Consider the following 18,030-nt stretch of genomic DNA (forward strand, 5'->3'; position numbering starts at 1 on the left):
GGGCAGGGGCGTCAGCAGAGGGTGTTGACGTTGTTGTCGGCGACCTGGCCCTGCACCGCGGCGGCCGCCTCGTTGAGGCGCCCCTGGATCGAGGTGAGCACGGAGACCTCGTCCGGGCTGAGCGAGGAGAAGATCTCGCGCTCCGAGTCGGACAGGAGGTCCACGGGTGTGCCGGCGCTGCGGAGGGCGTCCAGTGCCTCTTGCGACATGCTGGCTCCTTCGGGAGTGGAGGACGTGGCAGGTGCACGAGCCAGGTTGCCGAGCGCGTGACGGTCCCGCATCCCTCAATCGGCTATTGATGCGGCCGGCGGCGGTACGGGCCGTTCCGGACCGGTCCGGACCGTTCCGGACCTGCGTGGCCGGAACCCGTCTGGTCGCGAAAAGCGTGCCGTCGCCTTCTTGTTCAGGCAGTTGGCGCTGGCTACCCTGTGCGGCAGGGGGTGCATTCTGGATGGAAGCGGAACCCTTGGCCGAAACCCCGTTCGGCGTTTTCGGATTGACCCGTCGTGAAATCAGCATCGCTTCGATGATCGCGGTCGGCGCCTCGAACCGGAGAATCGCCGAGGACCTGTGGATCAGCCCCCACACGGTGGCCGCGCACCTGTGCAGCATGTTACGGAGAATGGGCGCCTCCAATCGCACGGAACTCATCGCCCGTCTTTATGCCGAGGGTGTTCTCGCACAGGGGGCCTGGCCCCCGCTCCCGGCGGAACACGTGCGCGCCGCACGGCCGCACGAGGGAAACGGAGGGCCGGTCACCATGACGTTCGACGCACTGCACGCACTGCGGGAGGCCGGGCATCCGGTGGACCTGCTCTCCCAGGACCAGCGCTCCGTCCTCGCGGGACTGAGCGAACACGAGGTCCGGGTGCTGAACACGGTCAAGGACCGGCTGGAGGCGGCCTCCGGCGAGGTGGAGGGTCAGGACCTCAAGCTCCTGTGAGCGGGCAGGTGCGGTGCAGCAGCTGCCACGCGCCGGCCCCCGAGGCCGCCCGCTTCTGCCCCGGATGCGGCAGCCCCCTCGCCCTGCGGACGCCGGCCACCGACAGCCGGCGCATCGTCACCGTGCTCTTCATGGACCTGGTCAGCTCCACCACGATGGCCGAGACCATGGACGCGGAGGCGCTCCACGCCACCATGGACCGCTACTACACCGCCTGCACCGACGCGATCGGCAGCCGGGGCGGTGTGGTGGAGAAGTTCATCGGCGACGCCGTGATGGCCGTCTTCGGCGGGCTGGTCAGCCACGAGGACGACGCGCTGCGCGCGGTGCAGGCCGCCGCCGCGATCCTCGACGCGCTCGACGAGGGCAACACCCGGCTGGCGGACGAGTACGGCGTCCGGCTCGGGGTGCACTGCGGCATCGCCACCGGCGAGGCCGTGGTGGTCGGCTCGGTCGGCGGCGGGGTCAGGGTGGTGGGCGACGTGGTCCCCACCGCCGCCCGGCTCCAGTCGCAGGCGCAGGCCCACGAGGTGCTGGTCGGCGCGGAGACGGCCCGCCTGGTGGCCGGACGGGTCCGGCTGGAGCGCCTTCCCGACCTCACCCTGCGCGGCAAACGCGAGCCCGTTCCGGCCTGGCGGATGCTGGGCGCACTCCGGGGGGACGAGCACGAGGACCTCCCGGCCGCCGTGCCGCTGGTCGGCCGCGACCGCGAACTTCGGCTCCTGGAAGGGGAATGGGAGCAGGCCCGGTACGAGGGCCGGTGCCGGCTCGCCGTGGTGACCGGACCGGCGGGCATCGGCAAGACCCGGCTGCTGCGGGAGTTCACCGACCGCAGTGCCGGGCGGGGACACCTGGTGCTGCGCGGCGCCTGCCAGCCCTACGGGGCCGGCCTGACCTACCGCCCCGTGGCCGAGGCCGTGCACTCGCTGCCCGACGGCTGGGACGAGGCGGTCCGCGTGCTGCGGGCCGACCATCCCAACGCCGAACGCGCCGTGGCCGCCCTGGCGGTGGCGGTGGGCCGGGACCATGGCGCCGCGGCGGGCGCGGGCCGCTCCGGCGTCAGCGTCCCCGAGATCGCCTGGGCGTTCCGCGGGTTGGTGGAGGTGCTCGCGCGCCGCCGCCCGGTGGTGCTCGCCGTCGAGGACGTGCAGTGGGCCGAACCCACCCTGGTCGAGCTGCTCACCGGCGTGGCGGCGCACGCGCGTGGGGCCGGGGCGCTGGTCGTCTGCGCCGCCCGGTCCGAGGAGGCGTCACCCGGGCAAGGGCTCGCGGGCCTCGCGGACGCGGCCACCGTCAGGCTCGGGCCGCTCGGCGGTCCGGAGACCCGCCGACTGGTGGCGCTGCTGGCCGAGCGTGCCGAAGTCACCGCCCAGCAGGCCACGGACGGCCGGCTGCGCCGGATCGCCGAGGAGTGCGCCGGACACCCGCTGCTGGCCGAGCTGCTCACCGACGGACTGGCCGAGGGCCTGCCCGTCGGCGGCGCGGTGCCGACCTCCGTCCGGGTGCTGCTCTCGGCCTGGCTCGACCGCCTTCCGCCCACGGACCGGGCCGTGCTGGAGCGCGCGGCCTGCGTCGGCGGGTCGTTCACCGAGGCCGACGTGCTCAGCCTCGCCGACGGGGTCCCCGGACTCACCCCGGCCGCGGTGGCCGAGAGCCTCGGCTCGCTGCGGCGCGCCGGTGCGGTCCACCCGTCCGGGTACGCCGGGGGCCACCGGTTCACCCGCATGCTGGCCAGGGACACCCTCTACGAGATGACCCCGAAGGCCACCCGCGCCGTCTGGCACACCCGCCTGGCCGACCGGCCGCTGCCCGGGCCCCCGGCGGCGGGCGGCCCCTGGGCGGGGCACGGGCCCGGGGCCGCCGACCGTCCTTCGGTGGCCGACCGGGCGGCGCGGCCGGAGCCGCTCGACCGGCCTGCCCCCGGACCGGACCAGGCCCGCACCCGACCCTCGGCGGCGGACGACTCTGCGCCGGCGGGCGGCCCCTGGGCGGGGCACGGGCCCGGGGCCGCCGACCGTCCTTCGGTGGCCGGCCGGGCGGCGCCGCAGGGCCGGCCGGCGGCGGACGACTCTGCGCCGGCGGACGAGGCGCAGGGCGCCGACCAGGCCCACCACCTGGAGTCCGCCGTCCGGTTGACCGCCGAGGTGCAGCCCGGCCACCCCGAGCTGCCCGCGCTCACCGCGCGTGCCGCCCGCGCCTTGGTCGGCAGTGGGTACCAGGCCCTGCGCCTGCGCGACCTGGGAGCCGCGATCTCGCTGATGGAGCGGGGCCGGGCGCTGACCCCGCCCCGGGATCGCGAGCACCGCACGCTCGCCGTGCGGATCAGCGACGCGCGGGGCGCTCTCGGTGAGTGGCCCCTGGCGCTGGCCGCCGTCACCGAGGCGGAACGGCTGGGCGCCGAGGACCCGTGGACCCGGCGCACCTGCGACGTGCTCCGGGCGACGATCGCGCTGCGGACCGGGGACCGGGCGGCGACGGCCCTCCCCGCGGGGGAGCCGGACGCCCCGGACGACGTCGGCTGGTGCCGCCTGCACCAGTACCGGGCCCTGGCCGGATTCGCCGACGGCCGCCTGGGTGACGCCGAGAGCGCCGTCCGCCAGGCGCTGGAGCGGGCCGAACGGCTCGGGGACCGCTACGAGGGCGACCGGCTGCTGGTCACCCTGTGCGAACTCGCCCAGTGGTCGCCGACACCGGTGGACTCCGCCCTCGCCCTCTGCGAGGACCTGGCCGGACGCTTCGACGGGGACCGCCCCCTGCTCATCCCGGTGCTGCTGACCCGCGCCCGGATGCTGGCGCTGGCCGGGCACGCCGACCGCGCCCGGACGCAGATCGGGCAGGCCCGGCGCCACGCCACCGACCTGTCCCTGCTGCCGGGCCTGGTCGCCTGCGACCAGGTCGCCGCCCTCGTCGACGCGCTGACGGGCGATCATCGCGTCGCCGCGAGCGGCTACCTCCGCGCGGCCGGGCTGCTGGCCTCCCTCGGGCAGCCCGCCACCGCCGCGACGCTCACCGTCCATGCCGCCCGCGCGCACCTGCGGGCGGGCGCGCCCGAGAGCGCGCGTGCCTGCCTGGACGGCCTGGACCGGCCGGACGAGCTGGAGCCGCGCGGGCGCGCCGTCCAACTCGTCGTCCGCGCCCGGCTCGCCCAGCTGGGCGGGGACGGTGAGCAGGCCCTGACGGCCGTCGACGAGGCGCTGGCGGCCGTCGCGCACACCGACGATCCGTGTCTGCTCGGCGAGGTCCGCTTTGGTGCCGCCCAGGTGCTCGCGGCGGCCGGGGCCGAAGTCCGGGCCGAGCGCCTCGCGGGCGCGGCACTGGACGCGCTGCTCGCCAAGGGCGCCGCACTGCCCGCCGCCGAAGTCCGTCGGTGGCTCGACGCGCGAAGGGACGGCCGATGAGCGCAGGACCGGGCGGCCCGACCCCGGTGGCGGCAGCCGCCCCCGGCACCGCTCCGACCGCGGCGGGCCCGCCCGGCGTCCCGGGCGGGCCCGCCGGAGCGGCCCCGGCCCCGCCGTGGCGTGGCGCGGTCCGCCGCCACGTCGTCGGGGTCCCCGCCTACGGGGCCGTCACCAGCGCCGGAGGCGCGGACGCGTTCCCGCGCGCGGACCTGCCCGGCGTCGGTCCCGCGTGGGCGTGGGGCGGCGCCGACGGCGCGGGTGTGCGCGTCTGTGTCGTCGACAGCGGCGTCGAGGGCGGCCACCCGCTGATCGGGGAGCTGGACCGATCGGTCACCGTCGTCGAGCGCGAGGACGGCACTGTCGGCATCGTCGACTGCCCGCCCACCGACGCCGCCGGACACGGCACCGCCTGCGCGGGCGTGATCCGCGCGCTGGCGCCGAGCGCCTCCCTGTCCTCGGTCCGGGTCCTGACCGACGGCAAGAACGGCAGCGGCGACGCCCTGCTCGCCGGGCTGGCCTGGGCCGTCGAGGAGGGCTTTGACGTGGTCAACCTCTCCCTCGCGACGACCCGCACGACGCTCGCGGCGAACCTGCACGAACTCGCCGACCGCGCCTACTTCCGCCGCTGCACGCTCGTGGTGTCCGCGCACAACCGGCCCGTGCCGAGCTTCCCCTGGTCCTTCGCCTCGGTCGTCTCGGTCGCCAGCCACGACGAGGACGAGCCGATGACCTACTACTACAACCCGGCGCCGCCGGTGGAGTTCCACGCCCGCGGGGTCCGCGTCCCGGTCGCCTGGCCCGGCGGCGGCACGATCCGGTCGACCGGCAACAGCTTCGCCGCCCCGCACATCGCCGGACTGTGCGCGCTGGTGCTCAGCAAACACCCGTGGCTGACCCCGGCCCAGCTGAAGACGGTCCTCTTCCAGTGCGCCGCCAACGTGGCGCAGCGAACCGGAGGTGCACATGAGCCAGGCCGATGACCTCGGCGCGGACCTCGGCGCGAGCACCGAGAGACGGTTGCTGCGCTCGGTCGTCCAGGTGGCCCGCCACGCGTTCGGCGCCGCCGCCGCGTCGGTGTTCCTGGTCGATCCCGACACCGGCGAACTGGTCTTCGAAGCTGTGGCGGGGGAGGGCGACGACAAACTGGTGGGCACCCGCTTCCCCGCCGGGACCGGCATCGCCGGCTGGGTGGCCGCCTCCGGCCAGACGATGCTCGTGGACGACCTGCGTGAGTCGCGTCAGTTCTCCACCGAGGCCGCCGAGTCGACCGGCTACGTCCCCGACAGCATCATGGCGGCCCCGCTCTTCAGTGGTGACGCCTGCATCGGCGTGCTGGAGGTCCTGGACCGCGGCGCCTTCATGCCGGCCCGCGAGATGGCCGACGTCGCCCTGCTCGACCTGCTCGCCGACCAGGCCGCGATCGGGCTGGAACTGCTCACCCGGCTGCGGGCGACCTCTCCCGACCTGCGCTCGGACAAGGCCATGCAACTGCTCGCGATGGCGGAGGCGTTGCTGGCGAACACCCATGGCTGAACCGGCCGTGCCGTCCGTCGTGGTGCTGACCCGCCGGGCTGACCGCGAGGCCGGTCGCGTCGCGGCGCTGTTGCACCGCGCGGGTGTCCCCGTCGTCCGGCTGGACGCGGATGCGGCGGTGCCGGGTGGCGGCGAGATCCGCTGCACGCCGCAGGGAGCGTTGGAGATCGCGGGCGCGGCGGTCCGGCCCACGGTGACGTGGCTTCGCCACTTCGGCCCGCGCGCCGTGCTGGCCGCGCCCGATCCCGCCGCCGACCTGTTCCGGCGTGACGCGTGGGCCGCCCTCGCCCGCCAGCTCCCGCTGATCTCAGCGGCGTCGGTCGGCCACCACGACCCCGGCCAACTGGAGCAGCTGCGCCGCGCGGCCGCCCTGGACGTGCGGACGCCGCGCACCGTGGTCACCACCGACCCGGCGGCCGCGGCCGCCGGGCTCGGGTGCGGACGGATCGTGGTCAAGGCACTGGACCGCCACTACGTCGAGGCGACGCCCGGTGTGCTCCACTGGTTCCTGCCCGTGATCGCCGGGGCGGATCGGACGGCCGTGCTCCCGGGCGCCGCACCGGGAACACCGCTGGTCGTCCAGGAGTACGTGAACCATGACCGCGAGATCCGGCTCTACCTGACGGGCAACGAGCCCCACGCGTTCGAGATCGCCAAACGGCGGCCCGCGGACCTGTGGACCCGGCCCGCGTCGGTCCGCGTCACCGCCGTGCCGCCCCCGCCGCGGGCCCTCGCCGCCGCCCGCGTCCTCGCCACCGCCTTCGGGCTGCGCCACGCGGCGTTCGACTTCCTCATGCAGGGAGAGGAGCCGGTGTTCCTGGAACTCAACGTGCACGGCGACTGGCGCTGGTTCGAACGCCGTGCGGGCGTCGAGACCGTCACCGGGGCCATGGCGCGCACCCTCGCCGCCCTGCACCGGGCAGCCACCACGCGCGGCGGACGGCTCGAACTGCTGCCCTTCCTCGGGGCGGGCGGAAGCGGGCCCTGAGGCGGGCTCGTCAGCCGGCCCGGTAGTAGTCCTCGATGGGGACACGTGCCTGGTCCAACAGGGCCGGGCCCTCCTGCCGCAGGGTCGGCCACGCGCCGGACGCCGGGTTCAGCTCGACCAGTTGCTCGGTGGAGAGCGCGTAGACGACGCGTCCGATCCCGGAGCGGACCAGGCCGCCGGTGCACATGCCGCACGGCTGGCAGCTGGTGTAGAGAGTGGTGTCGGCGGCCGCCTGCGGGTCGAGCTCACGTGCCGCCCAGCGGGCCAGCTTCAGCTCCGGGTGGGCCGCGATGTCGTTGTCGCGCCGCACCGTGTTGTGGGCCTCGACGAGAATCTCCCCGCCCGGGCAGGCCAAGAGCGAGCCGTAGGGCGCGTCGCCCAGGGAGACGGCGTGCGCGGCGATCTCGACGGCGCGCAGCAGCAGAGCCTCGTCGGCGGCGGTGATCATGATGCGTTCCTCCAAAGGGTGGCCACCTCGGCCAGAGCGTGCCAGGCGGTGTGCGGCCGCAGCGTCTCCTGCGGGTCTCCGTGATGCGGGTCGAGAACGACAGTGTCCGCCCCGGGACCGCGGAGCCGCGCCAGGTCGTCGAGAACCGGCTCGATGCTGCCGACCCCGGCCGGGCGCAGGGGTCCGTCGACCAGTGCGGCGGTCAGGCGCAGTGCGATCCGGGGCGCGAAGCCCGGCGGCCGTTCCGGGGCCCCGATCGCCCGGAGCCCGACCCCGACCGGTAGGCCGGTCGGGGTCAGCGTGGGGCCTCAGAACTGTTGGCCGCTCACGTCGGCGGGGGTGACGCTCTCCGGGACCATCGTGTTCCAGTCCGCGGGGCGGGCGGCGCCCACGTCGGTGTTCCCGTTTTCCGGCTGCGGGTAGATCAGGTCCCGGGGGCTGCCCGTTCCCCGCTGGACGGCCTTCGGGTTCTTCACGGGCTTCGTGCCGACCACGGTGACCAGGGGATTGCCGTAGGTGTCCGCGACGCGCAGCCACGCCCCGTGCACACGCTCCAGCAGCTCGACGCCGATGCCGTAGTAGCCGGTGTGCGGGAAACCGACGCGGATCTGACCCTTGGTCTTGTACACGTCCGGCTTGGTGCAGCCCAGGGTGTGCCAGGTCGGCCCGTACGTCTGCTGGTACCGGACGCACGCCATGATCGGCGCCTTGTCCTGGCTGAAACCCGTGACGTCGAACGGGAGGGGGTGCCCCGCCTGCAGGTACGTGTAGAAGCTCCAGGACAGGCCCCCGGAGGGCGGCGCGGCGTGGTTCGCGGCGCCCGCGTCCACGCGGACGCCCTGCGACCGGGCGGGCTGGGCCGCGCTCGCGGTCGGCACGGCGACGAGAACGGCGGCCGCGGCGGTGAGTGCGCAGGCGGCGGCCAGGGTGGGCGCGGGCATGCTGGTGCGAAGCCTCATCAGTTCCCCCGTATGTGAGTTGGTCTCAGTTCCGGTCGATCGTAACGTGCACCACCTTTCGGCGGGACCGGTCATATATGACCGGTGCCCTGAGCTGTCGTTCCTCCCCGCGCCGGACCACGATCACCGCAGACGACGGGCGTCGGGCAGCCGCTGAGGGAGAACGCAGTGCAGCCGTTGGAGTCATCGGATCCGCGGCGGTTGGGGCCGTACCAGGTGCTTGCCAGACTGGGCGCCGGGGGCATGGGCCGGGTCTATCTGGCCCGCTCGGCGAACGGACGGGCCGTGGCCGTCAAGGTGGTGAGGGCGGAGCTGGGCACCGACCGCGAGTTCCGCGACCGGTTCGCCCGCGAGGTCGCCATGGCCCGCGCCGTCCCGGGACGCTGGACCGCGCCGGTCGTGGACGCCGACCCCGACGCGGAGACGCCGTGGCTGGCGACCGCCTACGTCCTCGGCCCCACGTTGGGGGACGCCGTCGCCGCGCACGGCCCGCTGCCGGAGGCAAGCCTGCGCGCGCTCGGCGCGGGGCTCGCGGAGGCGCTGGCCGGCATCCACGCGGCGGGCCTGGTCCACCGCGACCTCAAACCGGGCAACGTGCTGCTCTCCCCGGACGGCCCCAGGGTGATCGACTTCGGCATCGCCCGCGCGGTCGACGGCACCCGGCTGACCGGCACGGACGTGGTCATCGGCTCTCCGGGCTACATGTCGCCCGAGCAGGCGTCCGGCCTGCCCGTCGGGCCTGCGAGCGACGTGTTCTCGCTCGCCTCCGTGCTCGCCTACGCGGCCACCGGACGGGCGCCGTTCGGCCACGGCACCGTCGCCGGGCAGCTGTTCCAGGTCGTGCACGGGTATCCGGACCTGGCGGGGGTGCCGGGGGCCCTGGCGCAGCTGCTCCAGGTCTGCTTCGCCAAGCAGCCCCACGGTCGACCGGGCCCGGTGGCGCTGGCGGCGGCCCTGTGTCCGCAGGGCGCCGGCCTCGCGCTCGCGGGCGACTGGCTTCCCGGCCCGGTCACCGCGGCGATCGCCCGCGCCGCCGCCCGGGTCGTGGACCTGGAGCCGACGCACGAGGAGGAGCCACCCGGGCAGGGCCGCGCAGAGCCGTCGCGGCGCAAGCTGCTCACGACGCTGCTCGCCGCCGGCGGCACCGCCGTGGTCGGCGGCGTTACCGCGCTCGCCCTGGACCTGTCGGGCCGTCACCGCACCGGTGCCACGGCAGGCCGCGGAGCGACCGGGACCCCGCCCACGGGGGCGGGCGGGTTCAGCGTCAAGCCGTCGCCGCGGCCCGCCGGGACCGCCCCATCCGCGCTGTGGAGCGTCCGGCTGACCAAGCCGGCCGCCGTCACCCCGCTGGTCGTGGGCCGGACCGCCCTGGTGAAGACCGCCGACGTCGCCCCGACCACCAGGCTCGCCGGCCTGGACCTGGCATCGGGCAGGCAGCTGTGGAGCGTGCCCCGGATCACCGCTGTCGACGACCTCACCGCCTACGGCCCGCACGCCCTCGCGATCGACTACTCGGGCCGCCTGCTAGTGCTGGACCCGGCCACCGGGAGCACCGTGCGCACGATCACCGCAGGGGCGGGCTACTTCTTCATGGAGATCCTCGCGTGCGAGGGAGAGGTGGCCTACCTGTACGGCAACACCGAGCACAACAGGGGCTACCAGCAGGTCGGCTCCTGGCTGTTCGCCGTCCGGCTCACCGACGGGACCACGTTGTGGCAGCAGCCGCTCGGGTCGGGCGACCGCGCGTTGCCCGAGTCGGCGGTCGCCGACGGGCAGCGGGTGTACGTCGTGGACTCCGGATTCCAGCTGACCGCCCGCGCGGCGGGAACCGGGGCGCTGCTGTGGGGCGCGGCCCTCGGCGAGAGTGACAAGCTGGCCGGCGGACCCCTGGTGGATCTCGCACTGTCCCGTCCCGAGGGCGTGCTGGTCGCGGCGCGCGGCCGGATGACCGCCTGGAGCGTCGCGGACGGCAAGCGGGCCTGGTCCCTGGGGACCGTCAGTGACGATCCGACGGCCGGGTCCTTCGGCCCGCCCGTGCTCTCGGTGGACGGCGGCACCGTCTACACCCTGCACAACGGCGCGAACGCGCTACTCGCCACGGACATCCGCACCGGACAGCAACGCTGGAACGCGGAGTTCGACAACGCCGGCTACAACCGTCCGGCGCTGGTGGGGGAGCTGCTGCTGCTGAGCGTCGAGGGGGAGCCGTCCGCCGTCGCCGTGGGCCTCTCCGACGGCGGCCGACGCTGGCTCTACGCGGACGGCCGCGACACCTCCGGCAACGAGTGGGTCCTGGTGCCGGTCCCCGGGGCCGGCCTGGTGCTGGCCCTCACCGGCAACAGCATCCTGACGGCCCTCCCGGCGAACTGACGGACCCGACGAACCCGTGAACGCACGAAGGGAAGGCGACGCCACCATGCACCACCAGGACAAGGACCAGAACCAGGACCAGAACCAGGACCAGAACCTGAACCGCCCGGACCGGCAGGACGCCGAGGCCGGTCGGCGGCTGGTCGTCCGGGGAGCGGTCGCGTCCGGGCTCGCTCTCTCCGCCGCGATCGCCTACGGCCTCACCCGGTCCCGCAGCTCCAAGCCGACCTGGCCGCTGGGGAGCTCCCGCGCGAGGCCCCGCCCCGGCCCGGCGTCGCCGCCCGGGGCGCGGCCCTCGGCCACGCCCGTCGCGGGCGGCCCCCCGACGCCCCTGTGGCGGATCGCGCTGAACCGCCCCTCCGACGAGCGTCCCCTCCTGGCGGGCGGCAAGGTGCTGGTCAAGGCGAACCTCCGGCAGGACGTCACCGGCATCGCGGACCTCCAGGCCTACGACAGCGCGACGGGGAACCACAGCTGGACCTACCCGGGCGTCGCCGCCCTCGACGTCACCGAGGCGCACGTCGCGGCCGACCGGGTGGTGCTGCGCGAGGAGCTCGGCAGCGTCCTGGTCCTGGACCCGGTGACCGGCCGCAGGACCGCGGAGTTCGGCGCGGACCGGACAGGGCTGTACGTGCTGGTCGTGGAGGGCAGCAACGGCTCCACCGTCTACACCTGGGGCACCCTCACCACGTCCGGCGACCCGCTGGCCGGCAACGCTCCCGCCGCCGTCGCGGCCTGGGACTCGCAGCGCGGCATGCTGCTGTGGCACCAGCCCGCCCTCGGCACGCTCGCCCACGTCCAGGCCATGTACGTCGCCGGTCAGGGGGCACTGGTCTTCTCGGTCGACGTCGCCGACCACGTCATCGGCCGCGACGCCGCCACCGGAGCGGTGCGGTGGAGCGTCGACATCGGCGCCGAGCCGACGCTCGGCGCCCACGGCGCTCCCTTCTACGCCGTCTCCGAGCCGCTCGGGCTCTGCTTCACCACCCGCCGCAAGACCGTCGCCTGGGACGCGAGCACCGGGACGGAGCGCTGGAACATCGGTCCGCGCACCGCCGCCCACCACTTCGGCGAGTCGCTCCTCTCCGGCGACGGCCGTACCCTGTTCACCACCGAACTCGGCCCGGGCGCCTCCGTCCTGGCGGTCGACGCCGCCAGCGGCGCGGTGCGCTGGCGGCGCTCGCCGGGCGCGCTCACCCCCGACGGCAGGATCGCGCTGTGCGGGCCCGACCTGCTCGTGGTCCCGGCCGGTGACGGCAGCGACGGCATCTGGGGCCTCGACACCGCCGACGGCTCCCAGCGCTGGCACTACAGCGAACCGGCCACCACCTCCGCCCCGTGGCAGGTCGCCACCGACCCCGCCGCCGGCCTGGTGGCGGCGTGCCAGCAGAACACCCTGCTCGCGCTGCCGTTGGGATGAACCCGGTGACGCCCGGGGCCGCTCAGTGCCCCATGCCCGCGCCCCCGTCGACCGGGAGGACGGCTCCGGTGACGAACGACGCCTCCGGTGAGGCGAGGAAGCGGACCGCGGCGGCGACCTCCTCGGGGCGGGCGATCCGGCGCAACGGCGTCTCCGCCACCATCCGTGCCTTCAGTTCCTCGCCCAGCTCGGCCGTCATCCCGGTGTCGGTGAGGCCGGGGGAGACCACGTTCACCGTGATCGACCGGGGGCCGAGCTCCCGGGCCAGCGAGCGCGAGAAGCCGATCAGGCCGGCCTTCGACGCCGCGTAGTTGGCCTGCCCGGTCTCGCCGCGCAGCGCCACCGTGGAGGAGACGATCACGATCCGGCCGCTCCGGGCGCGCAGCATGCCCCGGGCGGCCCGCTTCACCACGCGGAAGACACCGGTCAGGTTGGTGTCCAGGACCGTGGCGAAGTCCTCCTCGCTCATCCGCAGGAGCAGCCGGTCCCGGGTCATGCCCGCATTGGCCACCAGCACCTCGACCGGACCGTGCGCCCGCTCGACCTCCTGGAAGGCACTCTCCACCTGCTCGGGGTCGGCCACGTCGCACCGCACGCCGAGGAGCCCCTCGGGCGGGTCGCTGCGGTAGGTGACCGCGACGCGGTCGCCCGCCGCCACGAAGCCGCGCGCGATCGCGAGGCCGATTCCCTTGTTGCCGCCGGTGACCAGAACGGACCGGTTCATGCGCTTTCCCGACGGGCCAGCAGGCGCTCGCGCTGTTCCTCGAAGCGGGTGGCCTTGGTATCCAACAGGCCGAGAAATTCCGCGAGTTCCTCACGAGCATGCTCGGCTTCGCCGGAGAGGCCGGTGAGTTCGAAGATCCTCCAGAACCGCAGATTCGGCAGGACCACCTCGTCGTGGTGCAGTCGCAGGTCGTAGATACCGGCCTTGGCGATCGCGACGGAGGCGCGGGCGAACTCGGCCTCGGTGCTGCCGGGCATCTCGAAGCCGATCACCTCGTCGCGGATCGCCCGCACCGTCTCGTCCGGCTGGATCTCCAACGCCGCCGCCAGCAGGTTGCGGTAGAAGACCATGTGCAGGTTCTCGTCGGTGGAGATCCGGCTCAGCAGCCGGTCGGCGGCGGGGCAGCCGGTGGCCCGGCCGGTGTTGCGGTGGGAGACGCGGGTGGCCAGCTCCTGGAAGGAGACGTAGGCGAGGTCGTGCACGGCGGAGCCGCTCCGGCCGGTGTACCCCGTCTGCATGTGCGCCATCCGCCGGCGCTCCAGCTCGACCGGGTCCACGCCGCGGGTGACCACCAGGTAGTCGCGCAGGGCGATGCTGTGGCGCGCCTCCTCCGCGGTCCAGCGGTCGACCCACTCGCCCCAGGCGCCGTCACGGCCGAAGACCACGGCGATCTCGCGGTGGTAGGAGGGCAGGTTGTCCTCCGTCAGCAGGTTGACGACCATGGCCGCCTTGGCCACCGGGTCGAGGCGGGAGTCCTCCGGGCGCCAGTCCTCGCCGCCGAGGAAGGCGAAGTCGCGGCCCTCGCTCCAGGGCACGTAGTCGTGCGGCATCCACTCCTTCGCGGCCCCGAGATGACGCTCGAGATTGGTCTCTACCACTGATTCCAGCGCGTGCAGGAGTTCCAGGTCGCGCGTGCGGACACCGTGCGAGGTCATCCGTCCTCCTTCGGAAAGTGGGGAGCGCAACCAATAACCTGATGTGCGCCCTGCGGCCCATTCAAACTACTTACCGGCGGGTCGCAAACGGGGATATCTGTTCTTGCTGTTCTGTTCACAACTCGTTCGTCCTGACGTTGCCACGACAGGCGACGGCAAGGCTTGCCTGAGCCTCGATCATGCTGCTAGCTTCGCTGCCGACTTGGGATTGGCCTGCGATCCGTGGATCGCACGTGAACCGCCCCCAGTGCGGGCGGCTCGCGTGACACGCTGGTGATCGCCGATCCGTGGACCTCTGGCACGTTCTTTCCGTGCGGCATTCCACGCCATTGTGTGCGCGTTCCCGGCCGTGATTCCACGGCGGTCGAACGACGCCATGGCGCCGCGCCGGAAAGAAATTCACCAGCGCATTCCTGCGCGTTCGGAAGAGGGGTTTTCATGGGAATCCTGGCCGGCAAGAGAATTCTGGTCACCGGTGTGCTGACAGGCGACTCGATCGCCTTCCACGTGGCGCGGCTCGCCCAGCAGGAGGGGGCCCAGGTGGTGCTCACCGGTTTCGGGCGCCTCAGTCTCGTCGAGCGGATCGCGAGGCGGCTGCCCACACCCGCGCCGGTGCTCGAACTGGACGTGACCGACCAGGACCACCTCGACTCCCTGGCCGGCCGGCTCCGCGAGCACGTCGACGGGCTCGACGGCGTCGTGCACGCGATCGGCTTCGCCCCGGCCGAGGCACTCGGCGGCAACTTCCTGAACGCCGGATGGCCGGACGTCGCCACCGCGCTGCACGTTTCCACCTACTCGCTCAAGGCCCTCGCCATGGCCACGCTGCCGCTGCTGCACGACGGCGGCTCCATCGTCGGCCTGGACTTCGACGCCTCCGTCGCCTGGTCCTCCTACGACTGGATGGGCGTGGCCAAGGCCGGGTTGGAGTCCTGCTCGCGTTACCTGGCCCGGCACCTGGGCCCGCAGGGCGTCCGGGTCAACCTGGTGGCCGCCGGTCCGCTGCGCACCATCGCCGCCAAGGGCATCCCCGGCTTCGAGGACTTCGAGGCCACCTGGGACGCGCGGGCGCCACTCGGCTGGAAGGCCGACGACATCGAACCGGCCGCGCGGGCCGCCGTCGGCCTGCTCTCCGACTGGTTCCCCGCCACCACCGGCGAGATCGTCCACGCCGACGGCGGCTTCCACGCGATGGGCGACTGAGCGTGGTGCGGGACATCGCGATCGTCGGCCTGGGCTGCCGCTTCCCCGGCGCCCGCAACCCGCAGGAGTACTGGCGCGTGCTGCTCGCCGCCGAGCGGCAGTTCGGCCCGGTCCCCGCGGAACGCTGGGACCACGCCGCGTACTTCGACCCCGACGACCGACGCGGCAGCAAGGCCTCCTACACGGACCGGATCGCCGTCCTCGACGGCGTCGACCAGTTCGACGCCGCGCACTTCCGGATCTCGCCGCGCCGGGTGCAGACCATGGACCCGCAGCACCGGCTGCTGCTCCAGGTCTCCCGCGAGGCCCTCCAGGACGCCGGCTGGGAGCGCCGCCCGTTCGACCGGGCGAGCACCGGGGTCTTCTTCGCCATGAGCAGCTCCGAGTACGCCGAGTACAGCCCCGACGTGAAGCAGATCCAGCCGTTCACCGTCCCCGGCCTGCTGCTCAACATGGCAGCGGCCACCGTCAGCCAGTACTACGACCTGGGCGGCCCGAGCTTCACCGTCGACGCGGCCTGCTCGTCCAGCCTCATCGCCCTCTACGAGGCGGTCACCCACCTGCGCGCCGGGCACTGCCGGGAGGCCGTCGTCGGCGGCGCCTACCTCGCGCTCGCCCCCAACGGGCTGGTGGGCTTCGCCAAGGTCGGCGCGCTCTCGCAGGCCGGGGTCTGCCGGCCCTTCGACCGGCGCGCGGACGGCTTCGTCCTCGGCGAGGGTGTCGGCGTCGTCGTGCTGCGGCCCCTGGACGAGGCGATCGCCGCGGGCGACCGCGTCTACGCGGTGGTGCGCGGGGTGGGCTGCTCCAACGACGGCACCGCCGACGGGCCCATGACGCCGCGCCGGGAGGGCCAGGAGCTCGCGCTGCGCCGCGCCTACACCGACGCCGCCTGCGCGATGGACTCCGTCAGGTTCATCGAGGCCCACGGCACCGCGACCGTTGTCGGCGACCGCACCGAGCTGGAGGCCATCACCTCCGTCCGCACCGCCGACCGTTCGCAGGGCTCCGGTGGAGCACCGGCTTACCTCTCCTCCGTCAAGAGCCTGATCGGGCACAGCCTGAGCGCCGCCGGGATGGCGAGCCTGATCAAATCCGCGCTGGTGCTGCACCACGGCACGGTCGTGCCCCAGCCCGAGACCGACGTGGACCCGGCGACCGGCCTCGCCGAGGCCGGACTGCGGATCGCGGACGCGCCCGTGCCCTGGCCCGCCGACCCGGACGCGCCGCGACGCGTCGGCGTGAACGGCTTCGGGTTCGGCGGGACCAACGTCCACGTCGTCCTCCAGGACGCACCGGCCGTGGCCGAGGCCCTGCCCGTGCGCGACGACGCGACGCGCCCCCACCTCTTCCTGCTCTCCGCCGGAACGCCGGCGCTGCTGGCCGAGCACATCGGCCAGCTCCTCGCCGAGCTGGCCGGGCAGCTCGACGCCACCGCCGCCGAGCTGGCCTGGACCCTCGCGCAACGCGCGCCGCTGGCGTCCCGCCTTGCCGTCGTCGCGGCCGACCTCGCGGAGTTGCGCGAGAAACTGACCCAGGCACGCGAGCAGCTGGCCGAGGGCAGGACCGGCGTCCTCGGCACGGCCGGGTTCGCCGGCAAGGCCCCGCTCCCCGCCAAGAAGCGCGCGGTCGCCTTTCTCTTCCCCGGGCAGGGCAGCCAGCGCCCCGGCATGCTCCGCGATCTCCTCGACCGCTACGGGCGGTTGCGGGGCCACGCGGAGACCCTGGACGGCAAGCTGCGCGAACAGGCCGGATTCTCCGCGCTGGAGGCCGTCCACGGCCCGCAGGCCACGACCGGGAGGGGGCGCACCCGGCTCACCGGCACCGACGTGTGCCAGCCCACCCTCGGCCTGCTCGGGCTCGGCATGGCGCACCTGGCGACGGCGTGCGGCGTGCGGCCGGAGGTCACCCTCGGCCACAGCGTCGGCGAGTTCCCCGCCGCCGCCGTCGCCGGAGCGCTCGGGGAGGAGGCCGCGCTCGGCCTGCTCGCCACCCGAGGCCGCCGCATGCGCGCCGCCGAAGCCCGGGCGCACGGCGGGATGCTCGCCGTCCGGGCCGGCGCCGACCGCGTCGAGGCGCTGCTGCGTGACGTCGACGACGCTTGGCCCAGCTGCTACAACCACCCCGGCCAGACCGTCGTGAGCGGCACCGAGGCCGGGCTGGCCGCTACCGAGGCCCGCTGCGCGGCCGAGCGCGTCGGCAGCAGGCGACTGGAGGTCTCCAACGCCTTCCACTCGCCGCTGCTGGCCGCCGCGCGCACGGACCTCGCCGAGGACCTCGCGGCCGCGCCCATCGCCGCGCCGGAACTGACGTTCGTCTCCACGGTGAGCGGCACGGCCTGCGCCGAGCCGGAGCGCCTGCGCGCGCTGTGGGCCGAACACGCCCTCGCGCCGGTGCGCTTCGCGGACGCGGCGGTGGCCGCCCACGCGGCCGGTGCTCGGGTCTTCGTCCAACTCCTCGGCGGCAGCACGCTGCTGTCCGCCACCCGACACAGCCTGCCGGAGCAGGAGCGCGACGGCGCGCACTTCGTCGCCCTCTGCGGCGACGAGCCCGACAATTGCCGCACCTACCTGGCCGGGCTCGGACGCTTGGCGGTCCTCGGCGTCCCGGTCGACCTCACCCCCCTGTTCGACGGTCCGTCGCCCCGCCTGCTCTCCCTGCCACCCTCCCCGCTGCGCACCCGCCGCTACTGGGTCGAGGCCCAGAAGCCCCGCGAGACCTCCCCCTTCGTCCCCGCGCCCACGCGTGCGCCGCAGCCCGCGCGTCCCGCGCACGCCGAGTTCCCCGTGCAGCCCCCGCAGCCCGTGAAGGAGCATCCCGTGAACGAGGTCGTGGCTCTGATGCGCGAGCAGCTCGCGATCCTGCGGAGCCTCGGCGCCGCCGAGGCTCCGGCGGGCGCCCAGACCCACTGGCCACTGGGCACGGCTGCCGCCGCGCCTGCGAGCATCGCGACGGGCGCCGGGCCGCTCGCCGGGGCACCGACCACGCCTGTGGCCGGGCCGTTCGTTGCACCTGCGGGGATCGCGCTCGGCGTCGCGCCGCCGGCCGCCCCTACGGCCGCGCTGCGCGCCGCGCCCGCCGGTGGGCCGGCGGGGGTGGGCCCTTAGGGCGC

General features: G+C 74.5%; 14 protein-coding genes. 9 read left to right on the top strand and 5 right to left on the bottom strand.

The genetic code is table 11. The annotated features are described in order from the left end of the window. Positions 1-11 precede the first annotated feature (11 nt). Entirely contained in the window at positions 12-209 is a 198-nt protein-coding gene (locus ABH931_RS07950; RefSeq protein ID WP_370111285.1) for an aroma-sacti cluster domain-containing protein, read from the bottom strand. A gap of 242 nt (positions 210-451) precedes the next feature. On the opposite strand from ABH931_RS07950, the gene ABH931_RS07955 reads away from it, so the two are divergent. Genes ABH931_RS07955 through ABH931_RS07975 form a run of 5 tightly spaced genes read left to right on the top strand, consistent with a single transcriptional unit; the run spans position 452 to position 6,862 of the window. Continuing rightward, positions 452-943, top strand: coding sequence for a helix-turn-helix transcriptional regulator (locus ABH931_RS07955; RefSeq protein WP_370111286.1), 492 nt, complete (start codon positions 452-454; stop codon positions 941-943). Further along, positions 940-4,341, top strand: coding sequence for an AAA family ATPase (locus ABH931_RS07960; protein ID WP_370111288.1), 3,402 nt, complete (start codon positions 940-942; stop codon positions 4,339-4,341). The genes ABH931_RS07955 and ABH931_RS07960 overlap by 4 nt, the downstream gene beginning before the upstream one ends. After that, a complete protein-coding gene (locus tag ABH931_RS07965) occupies positions 4,338-5,321 on the top strand; it encodes a S8 family serine peptidase (protein WP_370111289.1) in 984 nt (327 codons plus the stop codon). Before ABH931_RS07960 ends, ABH931_RS07965 begins: the two co-directional genes overlap by 4 nt. Next, positions 5,305-5,874, top strand: a complete 570-nt coding sequence (locus ABH931_RS07970) for a GAF domain-containing protein (protein ID WP_370111291.1) — start codon at positions 5,305-5,307, stop codon at positions 5,872-5,874. The genes ABH931_RS07965 and ABH931_RS07970 overlap by 17 nt, the downstream gene beginning before the upstream one ends. Next, on the top strand, positions 5,867-6,862 hold the full coding sequence (locus tag ABH931_RS07975; RefSeq protein ID WP_370111293.1) for a hypothetical protein: 996 nt from the start codon (positions 5,867-5,869) through the stop codon (positions 6,860-6,862). The genes ABH931_RS07970 and ABH931_RS07975 overlap by 8 nt, the downstream gene beginning before the upstream one ends. 10 nt (positions 6,863-6,872) lie before the next feature. On the opposite strand, the gene ABH931_RS07980 is transcribed toward ABH931_RS07975, so the two are convergent. Next, a complete protein-coding gene (locus tag ABH931_RS07980; RefSeq protein WP_370111295.1) occupies positions 6,873-7,310 on the bottom strand; it encodes a nucleoside deaminase in 438 nt (145 codons plus the stop codon). Between the two features lie 308 nt (positions 7,311-7,618). Beyond that, positions 7,619-8,269: a hypothetical protein gene (locus ABH931_RS07985; RefSeq protein WP_370111297.1), complete on the bottom strand. Its 651-nt coding sequence runs from the start codon at positions 8,267-8,269 to the stop codon at positions 7,619-7,621. Positions 8,270-8,485: 216 nt separating this feature from the next. Between ABH931_RS07985 and ABH931_RS07990 the strand changes: the two genes are divergently transcribed. Continuing rightward, positions 8,486-10,639 carry a PQQ-binding-like beta-propeller repeat protein gene (locus ABH931_RS07990; RefSeq protein ID WP_370111299.1) on the top strand — a complete coding sequence of 718 codons (2,154 nt, stop codon included), beginning with the start codon at positions 8,486-8,488 and terminating at the stop codon, positions 10,637-10,639. A gap of 46 nt (positions 10,640-10,685) precedes the next feature. After that, positions 10,686-12,059, top strand: a complete 1,374-nt coding sequence (locus tag ABH931_RS07995) for a PQQ-binding-like beta-propeller repeat protein (protein WP_370111301.1) — start codon at positions 10,686-10,688, stop codon at positions 12,057-12,059. A 22-nt stretch (positions 12,060-12,081) separates the two neighbouring features. On the opposite strand, the gene fabG is transcribed toward ABH931_RS07995, so the two are convergent. Together fabG and ABH931_RS08005 are read right to left on the bottom strand one after the other, a co-directional pair. Next, positions 12,082-12,783, bottom strand: a complete 702-nt coding sequence (gene fabG, locus ABH931_RS08000; protein WP_370111303.1) for a 3-oxoacyl-ACP reductase FabG — start codon at positions 12,781-12,783, stop codon at positions 12,082-12,084. Further along, a complete protein-coding gene (locus tag ABH931_RS08005; RefSeq protein WP_370111304.1) occupies positions 12,780-13,718 on the bottom strand; it encodes an acyl-ACP desaturase in 939 nt (312 codons plus the stop codon). Before ABH931_RS08005 ends, fabG begins: the two co-directional genes overlap by 4 nt. 438 nt (positions 13,719-14,156) lie before the next feature. Between ABH931_RS08005 and fabI the strand changes: the two genes are divergently transcribed. Next, the gene (fabI, locus tag ABH931_RS08010; protein ID WP_370111305.1) at positions 14,157-14,921 is read left to right on the top strand and encodes an enoyl-ACP reductase FabI; all 765 of its coding nucleotides are present in this window, start codon (positions 14,157-14,159) and stop codon (positions 14,919-14,921) included. A 2-nt stretch (positions 14,922-14,923) separates the two neighbouring features. Beyond that, positions 14,924-18,025, top strand: a complete 3,102-nt coding sequence (locus tag ABH931_RS08015; protein ID WP_370111307.1) for a type I polyketide synthase — start codon at positions 14,924-14,926, stop codon at positions 18,023-18,025. Positions 18,026-18,030 lie beyond the last annotated feature (5 nt).

Origin of the sequence: Streptacidiphilus sp. MAP12-33, assembly GCF_041261265.1 — a bacterium.
Lineage (GTDB): Bacteria > Actinomycetota > Actinomycetes > Streptomycetales > Streptomycetaceae > Streptacidiphilus.